Annotated in this window: 29 protein-coding genes; 4 read left to right on the top strand and 25 right to left on the bottom strand. The window is 39.4% G+C overall.

All coding sequences use genetic code 11. The features are described from left to right. Positions 1–61: 61 nt before the first annotated feature. The 3 genes from asnA to ADH52_RS07480 form a co-directional block, all read right to left on the bottom strand. Positions 62–1054: an aspartate--ammonia ligase gene (asnA, locus tag ADH52_RS07490; RefSeq protein WP_049510788.1), complete on the bottom strand. Its 993-nt coding sequence runs from the start codon at positions 1052–1054 to the stop codon at positions 62–64. Between the two features lie 110 nt (positions 1055–1164). Then, complete coding sequence (locus ADH52_RS07485) at positions 1165–1848, bottom strand: Bax inhibitor-1/YccA family protein (RefSeq protein WP_049510787.1); 684 nt, start codon at positions 1846–1848, stop codon at positions 1165–1167. A 54-nt stretch (positions 1849–1902) separates the two neighbouring features. Further along, positions 1903–2643: a TrmH family RNA methyltransferase gene (locus ADH52_RS07480; protein ID WP_049510786.1), complete on the bottom strand. Its 741-nt coding sequence runs from the start codon at positions 2641–2643 to the stop codon at positions 1903–1905. Between the two features lie 33 nt (positions 2644–2676). Here ADH52_RS07480 and ADH52_RS07475 point away from each other — a divergent pair, with 33 nt between their 5' ends. Next, a complete protein-coding gene (locus ADH52_RS07475; RefSeq protein WP_001174612.1) occupies positions 2677–2955 on the top strand; it encodes an acylphosphatase in 279 nt (92 codons plus the stop codon). Between the two features lie 77 nt (positions 2956–3032). After that, on the top strand, positions 3033–3959 hold the full coding sequence (gene yidC, locus ADH52_RS07470) for a membrane protein insertase YidC (RefSeq protein ID WP_049486670.1): 927 nt from the start codon (positions 3033–3035) through the stop codon (positions 3957–3959). A 175-nt stretch (positions 3960–4134) separates the two neighbouring features. Here yidC and ADH52_RS07465 read toward each other — a convergent pair whose 3' ends face one another. The 22 genes from ADH52_RS07465 to ADH52_RS07360 form a co-directional block, all read right to left on the bottom strand. Then, positions 4135–5223 (bottom strand): sensor histidine kinase, encoded by a 1089-nt coding sequence (locus tag ADH52_RS07465; protein ID WP_049510785.1) that lies wholly within the window; start codon positions 5221–5223, stop codon positions 4135–4137. Further along, complete coding sequence (locus tag ADH52_RS07460; protein WP_000323581.1) at positions 5193–5879, bottom strand: response regulator transcription factor; 687 nt, start codon at positions 5877–5879, stop codon at positions 5193–5195. Before ADH52_RS07460 ends, ADH52_RS07465 begins: the two co-directional genes overlap by 31 nt. A 61-nt stretch (positions 5880–5940) precedes the next feature. Next, positions 5941–6660 carry a hypothetical protein gene (locus ADH52_RS07455; RefSeq protein WP_049510784.1) on the bottom strand — a complete coding sequence of 240 codons (720 nt, stop codon included), beginning with the start codon at positions 6658–6660 and terminating at the stop codon, positions 5941–5943. Position 6661: 1 nt separating this feature from the next. After that, entirely contained in the window at positions 6662–7447 is a 786-nt protein-coding gene (locus tag ADH52_RS07450; protein ID WP_049510783.1) for an ABC transporter permease, read from the bottom strand. A 1-nt stretch (position 7448) separates the two neighbouring features. Further along, positions 7449–8159 carry an ABC transporter ATP-binding protein gene (locus tag ADH52_RS07445; protein WP_049510782.1) on the bottom strand — a complete coding sequence of 237 codons (711 nt, stop codon included), beginning with the start codon at positions 8157–8159 and terminating at the stop codon, positions 7449–7451. A gap of 282 nt (positions 8160–8441) precedes the next feature. Further along, positions 8442–9236 (bottom strand): pyruvate formate-lyase-activating protein, encoded by a 795-nt coding sequence (pflA, locus tag ADH52_RS07440; protein ID WP_049510780.1) that lies wholly within the window; start codon positions 9234–9236, stop codon positions 8442–8444. 125 nt (positions 9237–9361) lie between these two features. After that, the gene (locus ADH52_RS07435) at positions 9362–10612 is read right to left on the bottom strand and encodes a diaminopimelate decarboxylase (RefSeq protein WP_049510779.1); all 1251 of its coding nucleotides are present in this window, start codon (positions 10610–10612) and stop codon (positions 9362–9364) included. A gap of 66 nt (positions 10613–10678) precedes the next feature. Continuing rightward, positions 10679–11506 (bottom strand): pur operon repressor, encoded by an 828-nt coding sequence (gene purR / locus ADH52_RS07430; RefSeq protein ID WP_004238844.1) that lies wholly within the window; start codon positions 11504–11506, stop codon positions 10679–10681. 105 nt (positions 11507–11611) lie between these two features. Further along, positions 11612–12553 carry a 3'-5' exoribonuclease YhaM family protein gene (locus ADH52_RS07425; protein WP_049492793.1) on the bottom strand — a complete coding sequence of 314 codons (942 nt, stop codon included), beginning with the start codon at positions 12551–12553 and terminating at the stop codon, positions 11612–11614. Then, positions 12543–13799, bottom strand: coding sequence for a DNA recombination protein RmuC (rmuC, locus tag ADH52_RS07420; RefSeq protein ID WP_049510777.1), 1257 nt, complete (start codon positions 13797–13799; stop codon positions 12543–12545). The genes ADH52_RS07425 and rmuC overlap by 11 nt, the downstream gene beginning before the upstream one ends. A 1-nt stretch (position 13800) precedes the next feature. Beyond that, the gene (locus ADH52_RS07415; protein ID WP_049510776.1) at positions 13801–14463 is read right to left on the bottom strand and encodes a thiamine diphosphokinase; all 663 of its coding nucleotides are present in this window, start codon (positions 14461–14463) and stop codon (positions 13801–13803) included. Beyond that, complete coding sequence (gene rpe / locus ADH52_RS07410) at positions 14426–15082, bottom strand: ribulose-phosphate 3-epimerase (protein WP_049510775.1); 657 nt, start codon at positions 15080–15082, stop codon at positions 14426–14428. The genes ADH52_RS07415 and rpe overlap by 38 nt, the downstream gene beginning before the upstream one ends. 10 nt (positions 15083–15092) lie before the next feature. Continuing rightward, positions 15093–15971, bottom strand: coding sequence for a ribosome small subunit-dependent GTPase A (gene rsgA, locus ADH52_RS07405; RefSeq protein WP_049510821.1), 879 nt, complete (start codon positions 15969–15971; stop codon positions 15093–15095). Position 15972: 1 nt separating this feature from the next. After that, positions 15973–16845 (bottom strand): 16S rRNA (adenine(1518)-N(6)/adenine(1519)-N(6))-dimethyltransferase RsmA, encoded by an 873-nt coding sequence (gene rsmA, locus ADH52_RS07400; RefSeq protein ID WP_049510774.1) that lies wholly within the window; start codon positions 16843–16845, stop codon positions 15973–15975. 64 nt (positions 16846–16909) lie between these two features. Then, the gene (gene rnmV / locus ADH52_RS07395) at positions 16910–17476 is read right to left on the bottom strand and encodes a ribonuclease M5 (protein WP_049510773.1); all 567 of its coding nucleotides are present in this window, start codon (positions 17474–17476) and stop codon (positions 16910–16912) included. Beyond that, positions 17476–18252 carry a TatD family hydrolase gene (locus tag ADH52_RS07390; protein ID WP_049510771.1) on the bottom strand — a complete coding sequence of 259 codons (777 nt, stop codon included), beginning with the start codon at positions 18250–18252 and terminating at the stop codon, positions 17476–17478. The genes rnmV and ADH52_RS07390 overlap by 1 nt, the downstream gene beginning before the upstream one ends. A 133-nt stretch (positions 18253–18385) precedes the next feature. Next, on the bottom strand, positions 18386–18772 hold the full coding sequence (locus tag ADH52_RS07385) for a tyrosine-type recombinase/integrase (protein WP_414716422.1): 387 nt from the start codon (positions 18770–18772) through the stop codon (positions 18386–18388). 227 nt (positions 18773–18999) lie between these two features. Next, a complete protein-coding gene (locus tag ADH52_RS07380) occupies positions 19000–19431 on the bottom strand; it encodes a sigma-70 family RNA polymerase sigma factor (RefSeq protein ID WP_049510769.1) in 432 nt (143 codons plus the stop codon). Between the two features lie 256 nt (positions 19432–19687). Further along, positions 19688–20212, bottom strand: a complete 525-nt coding sequence (locus ADH52_RS07375) for a hypothetical protein (protein WP_049510767.1) — start codon at positions 20210–20212, stop codon at positions 19688–19690. A 4-nt stretch (positions 20213–20216) separates the two neighbouring features. Further along, positions 20217–21404: a hypothetical protein gene (locus ADH52_RS07370; protein ID WP_049510766.1), complete on the bottom strand. Its 1188-nt coding sequence runs from the start codon at positions 21402–21404 to the stop codon at positions 20217–20219. A gap of 10 nt (positions 21405–21414) precedes the next feature. Beyond that, a complete protein-coding gene (locus tag ADH52_RS07365; protein ID WP_049510765.1) occupies positions 21415–21972 on the bottom strand; it encodes an ABC transporter ATP-binding protein in 558 nt (185 codons plus the stop codon). An 82-nt stretch (positions 21973–22054) separates the two neighbouring features. After that, on the bottom strand, positions 22055–22450 hold the full coding sequence (locus tag ADH52_RS07360) for a hypothetical protein (RefSeq protein WP_049510764.1): 396 nt from the start codon (positions 22448–22450) through the stop codon (positions 22055–22057). Positions 22451–22596: 146 nt separating this feature from the next. Between ADH52_RS07360 and ADH52_RS07355 the strand changes: the two genes are divergently transcribed. Beyond that, complete coding sequence (locus tag ADH52_RS07355) at positions 22597–22929, top strand: helix-turn-helix domain-containing protein (protein WP_049510763.1); 333 nt, start codon at positions 22597–22599, stop codon at positions 22927–22929. Positions 22930–23229: 300 nt separating this feature from the next. Then, entirely contained in the window at positions 23230–25074 is a 1845-nt protein-coding gene (locus tag ADH52_RS07350) for an APC family permease (RefSeq protein WP_049510762.1), read from the top strand. The last annotated feature ends 207 nt before the right edge of the window (positions 25075–25281 follow it).

The following is a 25281-nucleotide window of genomic DNA, read 5'->3' as shown; positions in this document are numbered from 1 at the left end:
GTTTATTATACCAAATTATGAGCGAAAAGAGAAAGAAAACCGAACCTTGCGGTTCGATTCTCTACAAAATATTTTCGTAAGTATCGCGGACTTCTTGAGGCCAAACACTTGTTTGCACTTCTCCGATGTGTTTCTTGCGAAGTAGGAACATGGCCATCCGAGATTGTCCAATTCCTCCACCGATTGTCAATGGGAATAAGCCGTTCAACAAAGCCTTGTGCCATTCCAATTCTAAACGGTCTTCATCACCTGTGATGGCAACCTGACGGCGAAGAGTTTCTTCATCTACACGGATTCCCATAGAAGACAACTCAAAGGCTCCCCCCAGAGACTCATTCCAAACAAGAATATCACCATTTAGACCCTTATAGCCATTTTCAGACTCACTTGTCCAGTCATCGTAGTCTGGTGCACGTCCATCGTGCGGTTTACCGTCTGGTAATTCACCACCGATACCGATCAAGAAGACTGCTCCAAATTCTTTACAAATAGCATTTTCACGCTCTTTTGGTGTCAAGTCTGGGTAGCGTTCTACCAACTCTTCTGTGTGGATAAAGGTGATTTGTTTTGGCAAGACAGACTCAATATCATAGCGGGCTTCAACAGCTAGCTCAGTCAGGCGAATAGCCTTATAAATCTTCTCAACTGTTTCTTTTAGGTAGGCAATGTTACGTTGTCCATTTGGGATAACCTTCTCCCAGTCCCACTGGTCAACATAAACAGAGTGGGTCGCATCAAGCGAATCTTCGTCTGGACGAAGGGCCTTCATGTGGACGAAAAGACCTTCACCTTCACCGAAACCAAAACGAGCCAAAGTGTGGCGTTTCCATTTGGCAAGGGAGTGCACCACTTCATAAGTAGCATCAGGGATTTGGAGAACCTTGACCGATACGGCATTCTCCACACCTGATAAGTTGTCCTGCATCCCGTCGCCGACCCTACTCAAGATAGGACCTTGAACTTCGACAACTTCTAACTTATCTTTCAAATACTGGGTAAAAGTGTTTTTGACAAAGGAAATTTCTTCTTGTTGATGGATAAAACTTTTCTTCATAAACTACTCCTCAAAAAATTAATTAAAAGCATTATACACCTATTTCCAAGAAAAGAAAAGACCAAATATAAAAAAATCAGTGCTCCTTCGAACACTGATGTTAGGGACCTTTAGTCATTGCGACCGAAGATACGTAGAATACTTAGGAAAAGATTGATAAAATCAAGATAGATACTGAGAGCCATTGACACAACCCAACCTGTCTCTACACGACCTTGTGATTGCTCATATGCATAGCGAATTCTTTGGTTGTCCCAAGCAATCAGCCCAGAGAAGACCAAGACCATGGCTACGCTAATCATATAATCAAAGAAACCGCTAGCCAAGAAAATATTGACTACCATAGCAATCAACAAACCGATAAGAGCCGCCATCATAGCCCGACCAAGGCCACTCAAATCTTTCTTGGTGAACATACCGACTGCCGCCATGACAAAGAAGAGAAGGGCGCTTGATACAAAGGCAGATAAAACTGTACCTGGAGTATAGAAGGCCACCACAAAACTGAGGGTAAAGCCGTTTAATACTGAGTAAAGTAAAAATACTGGAAGAGCCGCTGGACTATTCTTCGAAGCCATACTGCTGGCAACAAAGACCAGAGCTAGCTCTGCAAAAGTAGCAATGGTCAACCAGAGGCGTCCCTGCATCAAAAAGTAAACCAACTGAGACTGAAAGACGGTCAACATAAGACCTGATACTAAAGCGGATAGTCCGATCCCCAGACCAACAAAGGCATAAACCTTAGCATAAAATTGATTGAGACCTGCGCGGTCGTGAATAATAGTGTGATTCATCTTTTCTCCTTTTCTATGAACATCTTTCCTTGATTATAACAAAGAAAGTTAAAATTAGCTTAAATGGAAAATTAAAATACCAGCTGCAACGGCAACATTGAGACTCTCCGCCTGCCCCTTCATACTAATGTGGACCAACTGGTCTGCACTTTCAGCCATAAGGGGACTAATTCCTTGCCCCTCATTTCCCATGACTAGTACAAAATTTTCTATAGGAGGCAGTTCTCTGTAATCAACAGAATCTTTAGATAAGGTTGTTGCTAGCACTGGGATAGCTGCCTCTTTAGCTCCCTCGAGAAGCCTTTGACTAGACATCCGGTAAATAGGCAGATGAAAATGACTGCCTTGCATGGAACGTAGGGTTTTGAGACTGTAGATATCTGCCGACTTTTCTGAAACAATCACTCCAGTAAAACCTGCTGCATCCGCAGTCCGAATGATCGTTCCCACATTACCAGGATCTTGTACATCTTCCAAAAACAAGAACTTGCCCTGACTAAAGTCAGCTTGCCCTACTTCTTCTTTTTGAACCACCGCAACAATTCCCTGTGGAGTCTGAGAATCTGCCAAATCTAGCAAAATATCCTCTGACACCCAGACAGTTTGCGGAAAAATAGCTAACTGATCTCGGTAACTTTCTAGGGCAAAGATTTTCTCAATAGTCACTCCAGCTTGAACAGCTTCTTCAAACAAGTGCCAGCCTTCAATCAAATAAGCAGACTTGCGGTATTTTTTTTGGTGTAATTTCTTGGCATTTTTTACCACAGAATTAGCTTTTGAGGTTATAATAGTCATAGAAATATTATAACACAATCAAAGGGGTTTTGTATGCAAAAGGTTAGGATGATCGCCCAAGGTAGGGTACAGGGAGTCGGCTTTCGTTGGGGTGTTTACAGCTTGGCGCTTGAAATTGGTGGCATCACAGGTCGGGTATGGAATAACGACGATGGCACAGTGGAAATCTTAGCCCAAGCAGACTCATCTGCTATCATGGCAAAATTTATCCAAGAAATCCGCAAAGGACCCACACCTTTTTCAAAAGTCAGCTACTTAGATGTCAAACTAAGCAACTTTCCTCCCTACCCTGACTTTAAAATCGCAAATTAGGTCTCTAGAACTATTGTATATTTTGTAAAAAAACAGTAGAATAGAAAGGTATAATTTTTAAAGAAGGAATAAAAACAGTGAAATCTATTAAACGTTTTGCACTCTCAGCTATGGGAGTGGCTATGTTGCTAGTTTTGGCAGGTTGCGTTCAGATTGATAAAGCAACAGGTAAGCCAATTGGTCCCGTTTGGGATTTCTTGGGTGCCCCGATGGGAGAAGCTATCAAGTACTTCGCTACTGATAAAGGGCTAGGCTTTGGTGTCGCTATCATTATCGTAACCATTATCGTGCGCTTGATTATCTTGCCACTTGGTATCTACCAATCATGGAAGGCAACGCTTCACTCTGAAAAGATGAACGCCCTCAAGCACGTCCTTGAGCCACACCAAACACGTCTCAAAGAAGCAACTACTCAAGAAGAAAAACTCGAAGCCCAACAAGCTCTCTTTGCAGCTCAAAAAGAGCACGGCATCAGCATGTTTGGTGGTGTAGGATGTTTCCCTATCCTCCTTCAAATGCCTTTCTTCTCAGCTATCTACTTTGCTGCCCAACATACTGAAGGTGTTGCTCAAGCAAGCTACCTAGGAATTCCTCTAGGTTCTCCAAGTATGATTTTGGTTGCCTGCGCAGGTGTCCTTTACTATCTTCAATCGCTCCTTTCACTTCACGGAGTAGAAGATGAAATGCAAAGAGAACAAATCAAGAAAATGATTTACATGAGCCCACTCATGATCGTCGTCTTCTCCCTCTTCTCACCAGCTAGTGTCACACTTTACTGGGTTGTCGGTGGTTTCATGATGATTCTCCAACAGTTTATCGTCAACTATATCGTTCGTCCAAAACTTCGCAAAAAAGTCCGTGAAGAACTAGCCAAGAACCCACCAAAAGCACGTGCTTTCTCTACACCAAGTGGACGAAAAGACGTTACCCCTGAACAACCAACTGCTATCACAAGCAAGAAAAAACACAAAAATCGCAACGCTGGAAAACAACGTTCGAGATAAAGCTACGTAAATTATCCAATAATTAAAAAACGAATGAATGATAAATAGTTTTCATCAACTAGATATCATCATTCGTTTTTATTATCTACCGTTACATCTTATACTAGTCAAAAAAGTTAAATAGTTTAAAAGCTCACATATAAAATATATTCAATCATAATTAACAAGTAAATCACTATGATTTAATACAATTCACAGTTATTAAAACTTCTGCTCCCGCGTCTCTATTTCTAAGCTCAACTCGGCCTTTGTGTAGTTTTGCAACTCTACATACAAAACTAAGTCCAATACCATAATGTTGCTCTTTAACCGATCTAGCTTTATCCATACGATAAAAGAGCTTTCCAAAATTAGTTAAAACTTCCTCTGGAAATTCCGAACCATTATTCCATATACCTATTTTCAATTCCTTCCCCTCTTGCTCTACTCTAATTTTAATTTTAGGGTTCTGTTTATCGGCGTATTCCAAAGCATTTGTTAAAATATTTTGTATGGCACGAATCAGAATAGATGGATTTATATAATAGTTTTCAGTTCCTTTCACATTTTGTTCAAAAGAAAACTTCATCTGATTTTTTATCAAAAAAGAGACTTCTTTCTCTAATTCATTGATAAAATCTGAAGAGGAATACTCCGTCCAACCTGTCTCATCATCATAATAGGTTTTAGAATAGTGAATCAATTGATTGAAATAATCTAGTAACTGTTGACTAGCTCTTTCTATATCTGCTAAGCATTCTTGAGATTGGTCGTTTTCAGTTATCGTCTGCAAAAATTCCACATTTCCCCTAATAATGGTTAAGGGAGTTTTTAAATCATGAGAAGCTGCTGAAACCTGAAACATTAAATCTTCCTTCTGCTGTTTCTCATCAACTATTAATTGTCGAATTCTATCTTGCATCACAATAATCCGATTTCCTGTCTCGCGAAATTCTTTAACCGTTAAACTTTCTGTACATTCCTTCTCCAACCACATACTATTTTCATAAATCAAAGTCATTTCATAACTCAGTTTTTTCAACAATTTTCCAATGTGATAACTTATTAGAATAATCAATAAAACACAAATATATATCCATGATGACACATTAAAAAAGATTGATAGAACACCACTATTGTTTAGAGGTTTCCCATCTTCATTTATTTGTATAGATACTGAAGCTAAGGGAATAAGATAGGCCATTAGTAAGCCAAGACTAAACTGCCAAATAATTCTCCAACAGGTTTCTCGAATTAATTGTCTAAAACTTTTGATTCTACCCATTGATATCCTCCACCGTACAAGGTTTTAATTGGATTTAATTGATAAGGTTTCAGCTTTTGACGAATTTGATAAATGTACTCTGAAACCGAACGTAAAAGCGCTTCGGAACTTTGTGGATATAGATAATTATAAATTTCCTCAATAGAATATATTTTACTTGGGTTGCTTGCCAAAAGATTCACTATATCAAATTCTCTCCTTGTCAGAGCAATCTTATCATCGTTTACAAATAGTTCCTTACTATCCGTATATAGTATAAGCTTCCCAATCTTTATTTGATGAACATTTCCTTTAATCCGTTCTTCACGACGTAGGTGCATTTTAACACGTGCTAACAATTCTTGCATACTAAAGGGCTTCATAATATAATCATCAGCACCCGCATTAATCCCAGCTACTAAATCTTCATCCATATCCTTAGCAGTTATAAAACAGATAGGAACAGTTATCTGCTCGCGAATCATCTGACAGATTTCTAAACCACTAACAGGCATCATAATATCTAATAAAATCAAGTCAAATCCTGTAAAATCACAAAGATCAATCTCTTCTATCTTATTTCGTATGACTACTTCATATTTTTCATATTCTAGTACTTTTTTTATTAGGCGAAGAATAGCAAGATCATCATCTACAACCAAAATTTTATAAGCCATAACTCACCCTCCTGAATATATTATAGCACTACCTGAGAAAAAGACAGGATATCCCCTGTCTTTAGCGTACATTTTTTCCTATGAGTATCAATGTAGCAAATAGAAAAACAATTAACAACCAAACTATTTGTATCCCTAAGCCTTGCCACACTGGATAATAAAGAGACAATGGATAGGTATAAAAACAATTCATACTAGCTAATAATGGTAAATTTCTAAAAAAAGAACTGAATTGTAGTAACATTTGCCCCAACCCTAATAAAAGGGATAAACTGATTCCCAAAATTAAGATAAAAGACTGGGAAATAAATACAAAAATACCACTTAAAAGAGCGAAGGTTAGAATAGAAATATAAGCTGGAAATAGAATTGTTAGAACATGTTTAATATTGCTCAAAAGATTGATATTGTAGTATCCTTGGGCGATTAGTACGCATAATGATATTACAGCGACCAATAGGATAATTTCAATACATAATAGAATAGCTAGTTTAGATATTATAAATTTCAAACGATTTGGACAGGTAAGAAAACTGGTACGAAGGCTAGAACCTGTAAATTCTTGACCTATAAATAGAACCGCTAGACTAACGAAACCTGCCTGTCCTAAATAGAGACTTTGCAGTAGCTGTTCCAAAACAAACTGTAGAGTCAACTGGTCTGGCTTACTATTTAAAAAAATAACTAACGCTGGAACACACAGTAATAGAGCACCTATAACCAACCAGTGCCAAGGATTCATCATAAACTTGAGATACTCACTTTTAAGTTGCTCTTTCAACTTATTCACCTCCTCCAATATCTGACTTAAGTAATCGGTAGATTGCTAAAGCCAAGAATGAGAAGTTCCAACAAAGCAAAAATAAAATATTTTGTAAACTATTATGTTCTAAAATTTGAGGAGATGTAGCAATCAATCCTTGCCCCAATGCAACTGGAAGAAATTTTGCAACCGATATATAGTTTGCTAAGAATGTTCCTAAATTGTAGACTTGAGGAAGCAAAAATAATAGAGGAACAATGGCTGTTTTAAATGTCAAAGCCATAATATAGGCTAGCAGTCCCAATAAAGTCCAAGCTATACTGGCTAAAAATATATAGAACCAAACTCTCCCATTTAGTGAAAAAAGCAATAAGCCATCTTGTCCTAAAACATAATGTGTCATGTTAATCGTAAGGAATATTGATAGAAAGGAAATGAAAAAAGAAAATACAAGCCAAACTAATGTTTTTGAAACTAGGAAAGTACTTCGATTTGTAATAGAGAGGAGGCTTGTACGAATAGCAGAGCATTTATACTCCTCGGCTCCGTAAATTGAGCCGAGGATAATCATAATAAAAACACCAAATAAAGTGACATCAAAACCTAAAAATTCAATCGGAGGTATAGCTTCTGCTAATTCTGGATTTGTCTCTGGTGTAGCATGGATACCAACTGAAACAATTTGAGAAGCACCAATATTTGCTAAAAACGTTTGAAATACCAGTATCAAAAAGAGTACAACATGAGTAGCTCTCTTATAAAGTAATTTCAATATTTCAGAATGAAGAGAGTAAATAAGTGCCATGTCACTTTCCTCCCTCTGTTAAATTAAAGAAGACTTCTTCTAGTGAGGAAAGATTTTTCATCACTTCTTGTAAAGTCCCTTTTATAAGAACTTTTCCTTTATTTATGATAACTACATCATCTGTTACTGCTTCCACTTCCGATAATATATGAGATGATAGCAAGACTGTTTTCCCTTCTTGAGCTTGTTTTTTTATAAACTCTCTAAACCACCGAATTCCTCTTGGATCCAACCCATTAGTCGGTTCATCCAATATCAGATATTGAGGATTTCCTAATAGAGCTGTTGCAATTCCCAAGCGTTGTCCTTCTCCTAATGATAATTTTCCAATTTTAGATTTTTTCTTATGGCTAATATCCACCATATCCAAGACTTGATCAATTCGCTGACTGGATATCCCATTACTAGCAGCAACAATTTTCAAATGTTGATAAACAGTCCGATCATCAGGAGCACCTACACTGTCAAATGAAGCTCCTACAGTCTTTAGAGGAAATTTTAATTCCTTATAAGTTTGATCTCCAATTTTGGTAAGACCAGATGTTGCTTTGTCTAATCCTAATAAAATACGTAAGGTTGAACTTTTTCCAGCTCCATTTGGACCTAGGAAAGCAGTCACTCTACCTGCTTTTGCTTCAAAAGAAATATCTTTTAAAATTTGAGCTTGGCCATACGACTTACATAAATTTTTAATGGTAATACTTTGTTCCATGATGTTCTCCTATTCTATTTAATATTTCTAAAAGTAACTATATCTTACATATTCATTTTCGGATTTTTTTCAGAATTTCAAGAGTCAAAAGATTTAATACTCAATGAAAATCAAAGAACAAACTAGGAAGCTAGCCGCAAGCTGCTCAAAACACTGTTTTGAGGTTGCAGATGGAAGCTGACATAGTTTGAAGAGATTTTCGAAGAGTATAAAATTTTGTTTTATTTAATTATATATATTTGTGTAAACTTAAAAGCCCGATGTTTCCATCAGGCTTCTTTTTTATCCATGTACACGTTTCATATAGTCTTGATAACTTTCGGTATCCATGAGTTTTTTAGCATTTTTCACGCGGTCTGCTGTTGGTGGTTTAACCCCTTCGAGTGAATAAGGAATTCCCAGTTCACGCCATTTGAACTCACCCATAGTGTGATATGGTAGAATTTCAAACTTATCAACATTTTTGAGGGTCTTGACGAACTTCCCAAGTTCAATCAAGTCATCGTCTCTGTCTGTCAATCCTGGAACTAGCACGTGGCGAATCCAGACAGGTTTTCCAATATCTGATAAATACTGGGCACAAGCCAAGATATTTTTATTGGTTTGGCTAGTGACAATCTTATGCTGTGCTTCGTTGATTTCCTTGATATCCAAAAGAACCAAGTCAGTGACAGCCATGAGTTTGTCAAACTTTTCAAGGTAACGTGGTTTATTACGGAAAGGAAGGGCACAGGTATCCAAGGTACAGTGGATTCCTTGTTCCTTAGCCTTGGTAAAGAGGGCAATCAAGAAATCAATCTGCAAGAGGGCTTCTCCTCCACTGACTGTAATCCCACCCTTATTTCCCCAGAAACCACGGTAGCGCAAGGCCTCTGCCAAGACATCATCTACCGTCCGTTCACGTGATTTATTGGACTCCATAGCCCAAGTGTCCGGGTTGTGGCAATACTGGCAACGCATGTGACAGCCCTGCAAAAAGACAATAAAGCGAATACCAGGCCCATCTACTGACCCAAAGCTTTCTGTCGAATGCACCATTCCTGTCACTTGTCCATAATCAATTGTTTCTTCAGACATATCGTTACCTTCCTTGAAAACGTTTTATAGTTTTATTATATCATGACTTGAAGGAAAAACAAGATTTTTGCCTATTTTTTAGAAAGCAATCTGTTTTTCAATTTCATTTTCAATTACTTATCATTTTATTCTTCAAAATCAAAGCCATACAAGGTTGCAAAGTAGTCCTCAGGGCGCTCTGCACGGCGGATTTGACGGGCTTTTCCTTCTTCGGTATAGAGGATTTCCGCAGAACGAAGTTTAGCATTGTACTGGTAGCCCATTGAAAAACCGTGAGCACCTGTATCATGAATTACCAGCAAATCACCGATTTCTGTATGAGGCAGTTCGCGATTCACTGCAAATTTATCATTGTTTTCACAGAGTGAACCAACCACATCTACCACCTCAGCTGGTCCTTCTGGATGAGTCAGATTGGTGATATGGTGGTAGGCTCCGTACATGGCTGGACGCATGAGGTTGACTGCTGATGCATCCACACCTAGATAGGTACGGTAAGTTTTCTTCTTATGAGTGACTCTTGTGACGAGAGCACCGTGAGGAGCTAACATAAAGCGACCCAATTCTGTGAAAATCTTAACCTTACCAAGACCTGCTGGCGTAAGGACCTCTTCATACACCTTACGAACTCCCTCACCAATCAAGGCGATGTCATTTGGTTCCTGATCTGGACGATAATTGACACCAATACCGCCAGAAAGATTGATAAAGTCTAGCGAAATGCCCAACTTTTCCTTGATTTCAACAGCCAATTCAAAAAGCTGACGAGCCAACTCTGGATAATAGAGATGGGTCACGGTATTGGACGCTAGAAAAGAGTGAATCCCAAAAGTCTTGGCTCCTTTTTCCTTCAAGATGGCAAAAGCTTCAAAGAGCTGGTCCTTGGTCATGCCAAACTTGGCTTCTCCAGGATTATCCATAATATCTGTTCCTAGCTCAAAAACGCCTCCAGGATTGTAACGACATGAGATGATTTCTGGAATGCCTGCAGCTCGCTCTAGATGTTCAATATCTTCAAAGGCATCCAAGTTAATGGTCGCACCCAATTCACGCGCATAGGCGTATTCCTTATCCGGCGTGTTGTTTGAAGAGAACATAATCTCAGAACCAGGGAAATCCAGTTTATGACTCATCAAGAGCTCCACATAACTAGAGCAGTCCACACCACAGCCTTCCTCTTGAAGGATTTTCAAGATAGCTGGTGTTGGAGTAGCCTTAACTGCAAAATATTCCTTAAAGCCCTTGTTCCACGAAAAGGCTTGGTTGACGGCCCTTGCCTTCTCACGAATCCCCTTCTCATCATATAAGTGAAAGGGAGTTGGGAACTCGGCAACAATCTTTTCTAAGTCTTCTTTATTGATAAATGGTGTTTTCATAAGTTTCCTTCTATTCTATTTGCAAAGAAAGGCTGGGACAATCGTTCCAACCTTTAGTTCTATCTCTTATTTATCTTCGTCAAAGATATTACCAACCTCAACATCGATAGCTTGGTTCTTGACATCAATATTGGTTACCTTCAAGAGTGACTTGTAGTCAAACTGCTTTTCGCGTTCTTCTTGAGCATTATCCGCAAAGACCGCTACACCTGCCAATTCTGAATCAAACTCACGCAAGAGACTAATCATCCCGTTGACAGTTCCTCCGCCTTTCAAGAAGTCATCCACAATCAAGACACGGCTGCCAGCCTTGAGACTGCGTTTTGAAAGGAACATTTTCTCAATGCGGTCACCACTTGAACCTGAAACATAGTTGACGCTGACAGTTGAACCTTCGGTAATTTTCAGGTCACGGCGCACAATAACAAAAGGAACATTGAGGACATTGGCAACTGCATTTGCAAGTGGAACACCCTTAGTCGCTACTGTCATAACCGCATCAATTTTTTGATCCATAAAGCTCTTGGCAATAATGCGACCAATATTTTTCAAGATGGCTGGTGTGCTAAGCAAATCAGACAGGTAGATATAGCCACCTGGCAAGATACGGTCACTTTCTGACAACTTGGCACGCAAGTCTTCAACCATTTCCTTAGCATCATGGCTTGAGATTGATGGTGTGAAAATGACACCTCCACCAGCACCAGTTACTGTTTGGATATGACCGATTTCAATTTCCTCAAAGGCACGTTTGATAATGACGATATCTTCTGAGATGGATGATTTAGCAGATTCATACTTTTCAGCAAAAGTATTGAGACTAGTTAGTTTATAAGGATTATTAATCAAATAGTTGGAAATGACAACCATCCGATCACTTCTTCTTAATTTCATTTCTATTTCCCACTTCATTTAATTTTGATATTTTATCTATTATACCATATTCACATAAAAAAACGAACATTCTTATCCTAAAAAATGCTCATTTTTCTTAAATTATTAATCTAAATCTGGTTTATAGAAGGAACGATTGTCCATAGCGAAGATTTTATTGGTCATCTCTCCCTTATCCACCAAAGCAAGAGCTGTTGACATCATCATCATGCTAGCATCCAGATTGTCAATCATATGGATAATCTCTGCTTCCATAATGCGTGGACGGACTGGACTTCCATACTCAAGTAAGCCATGGTGACTGAGGATGACGTGGCGGAGCAAAACGACTTCTTCCTTGGTATCATCGATGCCAAGTTCCATAACTGTCTTGGTAATTTCGCTATCAATCAGAGCGATATGTCCAAGAAGATTACCTCGCACTGTGTACTCGGTCTGATCTGGTCCCGTCAACTCGATGACCTTAGCCAAGTCATGCAGCATAATCCCCGCATAGAGCAGACTCTTATTGAGCTGAGGATAAACTTCGCTAATAGCATCTGCCAAACGCACCATGGTCGCCGTATGATAAGCCAAGCCCGTTTCAAAGGCATGATGGTTGGTCTTGGCAGCTGGATAGGAGTAAAATTCCTTATCATACTTGGTGTAGAGATTTCGGACAATCCTTTGCCAAACAGGATTTTCAATTTTAAAAATCATTTGCGACATATAGTCACGGATTTCCTTGACATCAACTGGCGACTTGACCTTGAAATCAGCTGGATCATTGGGTTCGCCCGGTTGAGGCAGGCGAAGAGTAATTTGATTGACTTGAGGGGTGTTGTTATAAACTTCTCGGCGCCCTTTCATGTGGACAACCTTACCTGCGGTAAAGGCCTCAACGTTATGAGGTTGAGCATCCCAGAGCTTCCCTTCAATCTCGCCACTATCATCTTGGAAGGTAAAGGCTAGGTAGTTTTTCCCAGCTCGTGTCTGCCTCAGGTCAGCTGATTTGATTAGGTAAAAGCCTTCAAACAACTCATCTTTTTTCATGTGACTAATCTTCATATTCTTCCTCGTTTTCTTGGAAATGGAGTAGATCAAGCGCAGGCTCACCTTCTGATAACTCAATGTGACGGAGCGTCCGCTCGATAGCTGTGGTACGACGGTTTAATAATTCATCAATATTGCCAGAGGCATGTTGGAGATGTTTTTGTGCCTTGACCAGAATGCCACCAAACTTGCCAAACTCGGTCTTGACGCTGGAAAGCGTTTTGCTGATATGATCGGCACTCTTTTGGATATTGAGAGTTTTGAAACCAACTGATAGGGAATTGAGGAGAGCTGACAGGGTACTTGGACCTGCGACAATAATCTGCTCCTCCCGTCTCAAATCATCAAAGAAGACAGGATTGCGGACGATTTCTGAGTAGAGACCTTCTGTCGGAACAAACAAAACTCCAAAATTAGTCGTCCGAGGCGGTGCTATGTACTTGCTCCTGATATCCTTGGCAAAGCGCTTGACGCTTGCTAAGAGCGACTTACGACACCGTTCGATTTCATCCTTGTTACCTGCTTCATAGGCTTCTTCCAAGCGGTAATAATCAGCCAATGGAAACTTGGAGTCAATTGGTAGATAGACGTATTCTTGGTCTCCTTGTCCGGGTAACTTAATGGCATACTCCACTCGTTCACTGGAGTTTTCAACCGTTGCGTATTCTCGTTCGTACTGTGCAGGTGTCATGATGTCCTCAATAATTTGCCCCAATTGCAATTCACCCAGAATCCCTCGCGTCTTGGTTCCAGTGAGAACCTTATTAAGGGCTCCGACATCACGGGCAACTGTCTGCATTTCTCCAAGACCACGATTGACAGACTCCAATTGCTTGGAAACTGTCTCAAAGGAAGCCTGCAAGCGTGTCTGTAAGGTCTTTTCTAGTTTTTCCTCGACTGTTTGGCGCATTTGTTCCAAACGTTGCTCATTTGATTCCTGCAGGGCTTGAAGACGTTGGTCGGTCTTATCCCTAGTTTGCAAGAGATTCTCTGTCATTTCTTGACGGACCTGAGTCAGGCCTTGGTGCAATTCCATTCGCACTTCTTGCAAACGGTCGCTGACAGCCACTTCTAAGTCTTTTTGATCCAACTGACTGGCTTGTCTGGCTTGTTCAAAGCGGTAATCCAACTGGTCTGACAAGTGATCTGCCTGATCCTCCAAGCTCTTGGTCAGATATTTTTCCTGCTTATCCTGCCTTTGCCAAATGAGAAAGAGGCCTACCAGGTTAGCAATCAATAATAGAATAAGTAAACTTTCCATCCTATCTCCTGTCCTTGCTATGCAACACGACCACATAACCATCTGGGCAAGTCACCGAAACTTCCCTATCTATATATTCGTTAGAAGCGTACACTTTTTTAAAGAAAAAATTTTCCTCTGTCAACTCATACTTAGCTCCAAGAATGGTCAGCCGGCTATCCCGAACCGGCATAAAGGCTAGATAGTCATAGTCCGAGCGGGGTTCTAGCTGACTGGTTCCTTCTGGACAATAGGCAATCAAATTTTGCCCATCCTCAATTTCTATCTGGCGCATATAAGGCGCCAACTTGGGATTGCTAGGAAGAAAAACATTGGCCAGCATATGATCAATACGTCCACCCAAAGCACCGAAAATAGTGACCTGAGCCTGAGGATTTTTCTCAAAGATGGTTAAGAGAGCCAATTCCAAATCTGTATCATCTTTTTCTGGTCGGGCTTGGACAAAATGCTGGGCACGTTTTTGAATCACCTGTCGCTCTTCTTCCGTCACAGAATCAAAATCTCCGACTGCTAGAGCAAGAGGCAAATCTTCCTCCAAGACCCAAAGCGAACCTCTATCCACTCCGACAAAGCAATCGAAGTCTGTACGGTAGTGACCGCGGTCTCCTCCTGCAAAAACGGCAACCCTAGTCCAGTTGTTTTCTGAGAGTTTGTACTCGCTCATTGACATCTCCCTTAAAGACATAGGAACCTGCTACAAAAACGGTCGCACCAGCTTCTTTGGCTAGAGCAATAGTTTGGTCATCAATCCCACCATCCACTTCAATCTCAAAGTTCAAACCCTTTTCCTGACGAAGAGCAACCAACTCACGAACCTTATCCATGGTTTCTGGTAGGAAAGCTTGACCGCCAAATCCAGGGTTAACCGTCATGACTAAGACTTGCTCAACTAGATGAAGGACGTGCTTGATGGCTTCAACTGGTGTGCCAGGATTGATAACGACTGAAGGCTTAACTCCGAGTGAACGAATTTTTTGAAGGGCGCCATGAATATGAGGCGTTGCTTCCGCATGGATGCTGATGATATCGGCACCTGCACGCGCAAAGTCTTCTAAATGATGCTCTGGATTAGCTACCATCAAGTGGCAGTCAAAGACCATCTTGCTATGAGGGCGAAGAGCTTCGACCACACCTGCACCAAAACTGATTTGCGGTACAAAATGACCATCCATGATATCGATATGGGCATATTCTGCACCAGTTGCTTCTAGGCGTTTGATTTCACGTTCAAAGTTGGCATAATCTGCTGCCAGAATTGACGGAGCAATCTTGTATTGAGACATAGGTTTCTCCTTATTTTGGAATTTTTTTGCTGACCTTTTTATAGGTTTCTCTGCGATTTTCAATTTCACTGAGGAATTGCAGGTAGTTGTCAAAACGGAAGGTAGCAATGGCACCCTCTTCTACTGCCGGCTTCACTGCACAGGACGGCTCATGGGTATGGGTACAAGTGCGGAATTTGCAGTTTCGGCTGACAGTAGCAATCTCTGGGAAGGCCTGATTGAGGTCTTCAGCCGTTGACACTTCATAGTCCAAGGATGAAAATCCCGGTGTATCTGCGATTTTACCTCCATTGAGATTATAAAAACTAACTGCTCGAGTAGTGTGGCGCCCACGACCCAGACTGTCTGAAATTTCTCCTGTTTCAAGATTGAGGTCTGGTGCGATTTTATTGAGAAGAGTTGACTTCCCAACACCTGTCTGCCCCATAAAGACTGTAACCTTGCCTGTTAACAAGGGCAGGAGTTCCTCTTTACTGGTCACAAAGTCATAGCCGATATCAGCATAAGTCTGTTCATAAAAATCCAGTTCTCCCCTATCTTCCAACAAATCCATCTTGGAAATATAGACGATGGGATGGATGCCCTTGTGCTCTAATAGAACCAAGAAACGATCCAGCAAATTGTTGTTAAATTCAGGTTCCTTGACGGACATGATTACTACAGCTTGGTCAATATTGACAATGGGAGGACGGACTAGACTGTTTTTGCGTTCGTGAATCTTGAGAATATAGCCTTCTGAATTTTCCTCGGCAGAAAAATCGACCCAGTCCCCAACATAAGGGGTATGACCTTTTTTACGGAAATTTCCACGCGCGCGCGTCTGATAAACCTGGCCCTCACTCTCTACATAGTAGAACCCAGCCAAGGCTTTAATGATTTGTCCCTGCATCTTAGAGTCCTTGCCCTTTAAGTGCATCTGATAGGCTGGCAAATTCTTCCAAGCTGAGAGCTTCCCCACGCACACTTGGTGACAAGCCTGCTTGGTCCAAAGCCTTGGTCAGCTTGTCCTTAACTTCTTCAGTCTTGCCAAAGTAACCTGTCAGGTTATTCCATAAAGTCTTGCGTCGATGAGTGAAACTAGCCTTAGAAACCTTAAAGAAGAAATTCTCGTCTTCCACTGCTACAGCTGGTTCTGGACGGCGCACCATTTTCAAAATAGCAGAATCCACGTTTGGCGCTGGCACAAATACCGTACGAGGCACGATGAAGGCAACCTTGGCAGTCATGTAGTACTGAACCGCAATCGACAAGCTACCATAAGCCTTGGTATTCGGTTGAGCGGAAATGCGGTCCGCCACTTCCTTTTGCATCATAACCACAAACTCACTAAAAGGAATCCCACTCTCTATCAAGTGCATGAGAATAGGTGTCGTGATGTAATAAGGCAAATTAGCCACTACCTTGATTGGCAGGTCAGGATTTTTAAAATTCTGGATATGTTGCGCCAAGTCAACCTTGAGAATATCCTCGTTGACCACGGTCACATTGTCAAAATCACGCAGGGTATCTGCCAAAATTGGCACCAAACGGTGGTCAATCTCAAAGGCCATGACCTCAGCTGCACGCTCAGCCAAAAATTCCGTCAAGGCACCAATCCCTGGCCCGATTTCAATGACATTGACCTGGTCATCAATCTCAGCTGTATCTACAATCTTTTGAAGGATATTGGTATCCGTCAAAAAATTTTGCCCGAAGGACTTTTTAAAAGTAAAACCGTGACGCTCCAGCACTGCCTTGGTCACGCTATAATCTGCAATTCTCATCTATTCTCTTTTCTATTATCTGTTACTTCTATTGTAACACATTCCCCTTACATTTGGGGTCTGCTTAGCTATCCTCATAAGATTTCATAGCTTCTTCCACTTCTGCCAAGGTGATCCCAAACAACTCTAGGCGTTTAAGAAGTTGCTTGCCGTTGGAATAGCCGATTCGGAGAGCCTCTCCAAGATATTCTCTGCGCTTACGGCTATCTGCCCCTGCTAGAAAACCAAGGCGAATCAAGTCGCTACGACTGATATCAAACTGACTCTCATGTTCAAATTGTTCTGTCACCTGAGCTAGAGCCGTTTTCAGATCTTCATAGCTGGCATGCTCAATTCCCAGAGAACGGCCCTTGGTCTTGGACTTAGGAACAGCTTCATCTCGTTTGAGGAAGGCATGCTGAACTGTTGGAATAGCCGTCATAATCATGCGACGAATCCGCTCCCCATTAAAATCTGGGTCTGTAAAGACAATGATTCCATGACGTTGGTGCAGGCGCTGAATCCGCTCTAAATCCTGCTCATTGATGGCAGAACCTCGGGTCTCATAGGTCTCTACATCGAAATAGCGTTTGAGATTGGCCGTATCATCGCGCCCTTCGACCACGATAACTTGGGAAATTTTTTCTTTCATTACTTGCTGTCCAATCCAAAAATTCGTTCTGCATTTGCTGTCGTTGCTGCCGCCAGTTCCTCGGTCGTCATCCCACGCAAATCCGCTATAAAGTCCACTACATAGCGCGTATAGGCTGTTTTGTTTTCGCGACCACGCTTGGGAACAGGAGCTAAGTAAGGCGCATCTGTTTCCACCAAAATCTTGTCCAAAGGTAACTCTTTAGCTGCTTCTTGGATGTCAGTTGCCTTCTTGAAAGTCACTACTCCTGAGAAGGAAATGGTCATACCAAGCTCCACAAACTTCTCAGCCCACTCCAAAGAACCTGAGAATGAGTGCATAATCCCACCTCGAGGACCAACGCCCTCGCTCTTGATAATCTCATAGGTATCTTCTAGCGCATCACGGGTATGGACAACAAAAGGCAAATCCAAGTCCTTAGATAGCTGAATCTGACGGCGAAAAACCTGCTCCTGCATCTCTTTTGGCGCTGTCATCCAATGATAATCCAAACCAATCTCACCTAAAGCAACAACCTTGGGATGCTTGAGCTTATCAAGCAAGTAGGCTTCAATCTCCTCTGTATAAGTTCCAGCTTCTGTCGGATGCCAACCAATCGTCGCATAGAGTTGGTCATACTCATCTACCAACTCCAAGGCACGCTCAATCGTCGGTTTATCAAAACCAACAATATTCATCTGTGTCACACCCATCTCAGCAGCCAAGGCAACTTCTTCTGCCTCACGACCTGCAAATTCTTCTACATTCAAGTGTGTATGTGTATCAAAAATATCCATACTATATTTCCTTCTCTTTCCTCAATGTTCCTTAACTACCAAAAGAAAAGACTTTCTCTCTTCTATACTTCCCTATATTTCCCCTAGTTTCTATCTACTTTGGTTAGTACTTGGTTAGTTCTATGGTTAGTATCTACAGATGAATTTGATTAAGTTTCTCTCTCAATTCATCTTGTATATTTTTTGTTACATGACTATAGATCCTTAAAGTGATAGATTCATCTCTATGTCCAACTCGCTCCATAATAGCCTTTATGGGTATTCCTAGTTCAGCCAACAAACTAATATGCGAATGTCTAAGCATGTGAATATTATAGGATCTGTGCCCACCCAACACTACTTCACAAATATTTTTGATAAATCTATATAACAAAGGCTGTCCCATAATGTTACCTTGCTCAGTCACAAAAATGAACTCCTCATCAAAACAGTTCCTACGAAAGTACTCAATAATTTCCAAGCAGCGTTCACTTAAAACTATTGTCCTGACAGAACCTACTGTTTTCGTTGTCTGTAGGATTCTCTCATCATATCCATGAGCAACATAATCTATTAAACATTTTTTATCCTTCTACTTTTTAAAGCAACGGAAAGCTATGTAGCATAGCTTAATTATAACATAACTACATAGCTCCCTCATATTTCTTTTGTTTATACTGCAAAAATCGTCTACTTTTAACGAAATAAACACTGTGACGATTACAGATAACAACATTTAAAATCACCTCCTACTTATAAGGAGAAATTTCAGCAAAATTCGGAGGATATTATGAATTTTTTTATTCTCTCTATAATACGCTCATACTGTCTTTTGACAGTTTTGTCACTAAGTCCAACTTCTTTTGCAAGACTTGAGTACGATCTACCTTCAACCACTCCATATAAAATTTTTCTATCTCTGTCACTCAATATCTTCTCAATAGCATCATTTATAATAGCAATTTCTTCTTTTTTAATTAAGAGAGACAATGGGTCATTATCATCGGCTATCGTATCTAACAAAGAACCTGTGTTACCCGTTCTACTGTCTAAACTACAAAGACCATAATATCTATCTTTTCTACATAAATTCTCATAAGACTGATTTAATAAGTTTTCTACCTTAGGCCAATCACCAGATAATTTAGCTTTTTTAATTGCTTCTTCTCTACGTTGTTCTACTTTTGTTAAATCTACCATATGTTGGTACCTCCTGCTGGGATTTACCAACTATATCGAGTTTGTCTCTTCACGCTATCGTCAGTGGAAAAAACTTAGTAGTCATTTTAGATAAGAAACAGTCAGATGTATAAAAAATAGCAGTTATACCAAATCGTATAACTGCTATGCGTTTCACTCGCTATATATATCATAAAAAATTCATAATCATTCACCAATTTATGGACTTTCATACACCACTGACTGATTAACTCACACATAAATATATTAAATTCAATCACTGAAAAACATTATCATCATTAAACACTAACTCTGAATAAAAAATATTGGATGTTTGTTTAATATTTTCCAAATGGTTTGTTCTTTGTGACTGTGTAAATTTAATTTGTATTCCATTTTTACTATTATAATTAACAAAGTATGCTTCTGAATTCTCTGCTAACCATTCTAACGTACTTAACTCAGCCATAATAATTCTGATTTTTCTTATACCTTCCTGTGTATCAACAAATACAAATGAAACTGCTGGGATCATCCCTAGCATGTTAGCTGTATCTTTCAATTTGTTTATGTTATTCCTATCAAAATCAAATGATTTACTTTCCGTGTCTGGAAAATTCCTTCCCTTCACAGAAATGGCTAGTCTTTGGAATTCTCCAGTCCTTCTGACAGCTATTACATCTGCACCAACGTGATCAATGAGAGCAACTGACCAATTATTTAATCCTAAAATATACATTACCAAAGATTCTGAAAAATCACCGAATTGTTTTGGGAAACGAAGATCGCGATAATTAGTCATATTATTATCTATCCTTAAAAAAACTTTTTAAAACATATAAGCCATTTTGCTCTGGTATTCCTCCAGCCATTTCTTCTTTATCAACTCGAATACCATTATAAAAATGTTCAACGAATCTTTCAAAATCTACTGGACTTAATGTCTTTTCCTTTAGTTTACCTTTATCTGAAACTCGCAAACGATAATCAAAAAAGAGTAACTTTGCAATAGCTTTTAGCCCATTTCTCCATTGATCTTTGGAAAAAATTTCCTTTACTATTGAGTCAATAGATAATCCGTCATGTAAGTATCGATATAAAATAACTCCAATAAAATTAGTCGCATTCGCTCCCATTTGCTTCCTTATTTTTGGTAGTTGGCTACTATAATTTCTTTGGCCGTTTAACCTCCAATTTTCATATTGCAAGGTCAATATAATATATAATTTCTCAATGTTTTCATTTTTATAATTTACAAATGGAAGTGTGACTCGATAATTATTTCCAAATTCTGTCTTCCCTTTATACAGTAAATCAAACTTGGGAACTGATTCTTCTTCCTTTGGAACAAACTTTTCAATTTCTTTAAACGGAATTAGTAAATCTGTACTCATCCTATTCAATGCTCCCAAAATATAAACAAGATAATCATCAAAAACTGCGACATAATATATGTGTTCACGTGAAGTTGCCAAAAGGCCGTCTACTTCAGATATTTTTTTATCTAGATCTCCATCTAAAACAATTGAATACTTATATTCTGATGCAAAACCCAATCCCTGCGAATAAATATAATTTAAAATCCTATCATTTCCCTCATTCGTCCTTTGAGGAGTATAAATAATATTATTCATTGTGTTAATCACATCCCCCAAAGTACCAGTTAAATGAGGTACACTCTGCTTTATCTTTTGTGTTTTACTTTGTTCCAACCAGTCTGAAATAGTCAATCCTGTATCGTAGGTACCAGTTGGATAGGATTCAACAAAAGATTTAATTTCAGATTTAGTAACCGAAATTTTACCACGATTTTTGCCGCCTTTTTCACAATATCCTTGTGTAATAGCAGAAATTTTCCATGCATAATTTTTATTACTATAAAAATCCTCAGCAATATAACTTCCTGTTTCACCTTTTACCAGATAGCGATAGAGAACTTCTACACGTTCTTCCTCAGTCGTTTCCAAAAAATCTTTTAATAAACCAAATGACATACCACTTCTCCTATAAACCATCATTTAGACCTGCAAAGCACGCTATAGCAACAAATACTGCAATCAAACTGATAATCCACCACTTTAATATCAGACCTGTCATAGCTAAAACAATTAAAACAACTATACTGCAACCTAACCCAAGGAGACTATCTTGTATTGAAGAAGAATCATTACTAGAATGAGTTTTAATGAGACTCTCTTTATGTGGTGAAAAAGAATCATTACTAGAATTAGTTTTATAGTATTCGCTTCCAAAATTTCTTGTATTCGAAAAACTTCTGTTTTGAAGAAATTCACCTAATGTAAGTCCAATATCACTGGTACCATCCGGATAAGCTTGAATAAAGCGTAAAACATCCTCTTGGGTAGCTTTTACCTTACCTCGATTCTTTCCTCCTTTCTCAGAATACCCTTGACATACTGCGGAAATTATCCAGTTTTTATCACCGTAATAGTCTAATGCTATTTGATCCATACTTCTACCCAAAACTAGGTACTCATATAATATAGTCACCCTTTCTTGAATAGATGTGCCATCTAATTGTTTTTGTCCTGAAAATGCCATTCCTATACCTCTACGCGTTCTTCTTTACTTGTTTGTAAAAAATCATTCAATAAGCGAAAACTTATGTTATTTTCCTACCATTCTACTTTTTAACTTTCCACATTGTAATACCATTTTTATAATTATATTCTGCTTTATAGCCAGCAGCTTTTATTAATGTTATAGTTCTTTTACATATTGTTTCTACATCTTTTCCAGTATTAAAATAAAGCCAAGTAGGTAATTTATCATATAAAGGCGTATCTCTGAAATATCTAGATTGATAAAAACTATAAAAACTAGCATTAAATACATTTCTAGAGAAAAATTTAGTTCTTCCATCATAGTTATAACTCATTAACTTTTCTGTTCTTTTAAATTCCTCTATAGCATACTTTTTAAAAGCCCTATATAATTGTTCTTTTTGACTGGTACTCATTACTTTAGTTTTATGGTAAACACTATACGATTTTGCAGTTGCAGCAGAATATACTAACATAAGACCACACTCCTATTGTATTGTTTTTTATCTATTTTAACACAAAATTGTACAGTTTGCTATCCTATATCTTTTTTTTGGATAGTTAATTGTACTTAAAAAATCATATAAAGGATAGTAGAATAGTACAAAAGAGGAAATTACGGATGGAAGCTAATCAATTACAAAAATACATAGCAGAACGTATACGAGAATGTAGAAAAGAACAGAATCTTAGCCAAGAACAATTATCCAATCAAGCCGGACTAGGTGTTAAAGCAATACAAAATATCGAGAATATGAAATACGATTTTAAAATACACACACTTGAAAGGGTTCTTACAGCTTTAGGTATGACCGTAGAAGACTTCTTTAATTTCCCGCTTTCAAATAATTCCGTCCCTATAACTACATTGATCGATAACATCTCAGATTTATCACACACAAAAAAGTTAAAAATCATTTCTTTGTTCAATGAAATTGTCAAAAACATAGATTAAAAGAGGAACTCTCAATGAATTCCTCTTTTTGTATGCTACTTTGACTTTCCTTTGGTTAATTTTATGGTTAATTTGTGCCTCAATAATGTCATGAGGCCTTAAACTGCACTCCAGACACTCTAAGTATGTGTATCAAAAATCATCTCTTCTAACCTCGTTTTCTATCTTCTATTATAGCAAAAAAACTGACCTCTCTCCTCATCTATACAAAATATTCTAAAATCTATTGTCCTCTCTTGACGCTATTTTTTCAAAGCAGTATAATAGCACTTATTGAATTTTTTAACAAAGGAAACAATTATGTTTACAAAATTAAAACAGACCTTTATCGGTCGTCCTCTTAAGTCCTTAACCGAAGGTGAAGGGGGACTACTGGGAAAAATGCAGGCACTAGCCATGTTGTCAAGCGACGCTCTGTCCTCCATCGCCTATGGGCCTGAGCAAGTAGTCCTCGTCTTGGCTAGTCTCTCTCCTCTAGCTATATGGTGGAGCCTTCCTATCGGCCTCTTTGTCCTCCTGCTTCTAGCTAGCCTGACCGTTTCCTACCGTCAAATCATCCATGCCTATCCTCAAGGGGGAGGGGCATATATGGTTACTCGAGAAAATCTATCTCCCGAACTTGGCTTAATAGCTGGAGGTAGTCTGCTGGTTGACTATATGTTGACCGTAGCGGTATCCGTTGCATCTGGAGCTGACGCTATCACAGCAGCTCTCCCTGCTCTTCACCCTTACAACCTCCACATCTCCATTTTTTTGGTTTGCTTGCTCATGCTCTTGAACTTACGGGGCTTAAAAGAATCTGCCAGTTCACTGATGATTCCTGTCTATCTCTTTATCATCAGTACTGTCTTTCTCTTGCTCTATGGAATCTTTCAACTAGTAACTGGTTCTCTCAGCTATCAGGCAACTTCACCTATTGGGCATGCTGTTCCGAGCCTGTCTATCGTTCTCATCCTAAGAGCTTTTACCAGCGGATCGGCCTCTCTGACAGGGGTTGAAGCTATTTCAAATGCTGTTCCCTTTTTCAAGGCCCCAAAAGAAAAGAATGCCGCCCAAACCTTGACCATTATGTCACTGATTTTAGGTTTTCTTTTTGCTGGTATCACCTTCCTAAACTACTGGATGGGGATTATGCCTCAACACGGAGAAACTATTCTTTCACAGATGGCTCAAGGCATCCTTGGCACTTCCTTCTTAGGCCACCTTGGGTATTATATCTTCCAATTCTCCACAGCCTTGATTTTAGCCGTAGCTGCAAATACTGGCTTTTCAGCCTTCCCTATGCTAGCTTACAATATGGCTAAAAACAAATACATGCCCCATCTCTTTATGGAAAAAGGAGACCGCCTAGGCTACTCTAATGGAATTTTAACTCTGGCATTTGGAGCTATGATTCTTCTTCTCATTTTTAATGGCAATACCGAACGTTTGATTCCCCTTTATACTATCGGGGTCTTCGTTCCCTTTGCCCTTTCTCAGACTGGGATGATTCGCCATTGGAAAAAAGAAAAAGGGGCAAATTTCTTAAAACCTGCCCTTGCCAATATTCTTGGAGCTATCATTTGCTACGCGATTGTACTAATCTTGCTCTTTTTCCGTCTCAGTGATATCTGGCCTTTCTTCCCGATTATTCTCGTACTCACCCTACTCTTCTTGGCGATTCACAGTCATTACCAAAAAGTAGCTCAACAACTGCGACTCTATGAAGGCATCGAAAAACGTACTTACGACGGCAATCTGGTTCTGGTCCTAGTAGGAAATGTCACCCGAGTCAGTGTCGGAGCCATTAACTACGCTCAAAGTATCGGTGACGAAGTCCTAGCCATGCATATTTCTACTAAGGAAACAGCAGAAAAAGACCAAGAAATTCTCCAAGAATTTGCTGATTACTTCCCAAATATCACTTTGAAAAATATCAAGACCAGCTACCGCGACATCATCACCCCTACTGTCAAGTATGTCAAACGAATCTCTGAAGATGCCCAGAAAAAGAACTATACAGTCACTGTCCTCGTTCCCCAGTTTATCCCTAATAAACCTTGGCAAAATATTCTACACAATCAAATGAGCCTCAAACTCAAATACGCCCTTCGTTGGCACCAAGACGTCGTTGTCGCTAGCTACTCCTATCACTTAAAAGAATAAAGAAAAGGCCCTACCAGAATCAAAAGCGTCTGGTAAGGCCTTTTTCTGAAACCAGTCACTATGCCTATACTCAATGAAAATCAAAGAGCAAACTAGGAAGCTAGCCGCAGGCTGCTCAAAGCACTGCTTTGAGGTTGTAGATGAAACTGACGAAGTCAGCTCAAAACACTGTTTTGAGGTTGTAGATAGAACTGACGAAGTCAGCTC

It is taken from the genome of Streptococcus pseudopneumoniae, assembly GCF_001072665.1.
GTDB lineage: Bacteria > Bacillota > Bacilli > Lactobacillales > Streptococcaceae > Streptococcus > Streptococcus pseudopneumoniae_S.
This window is presented reverse-complemented; position numbering and strand designations above follow the sequence as displayed.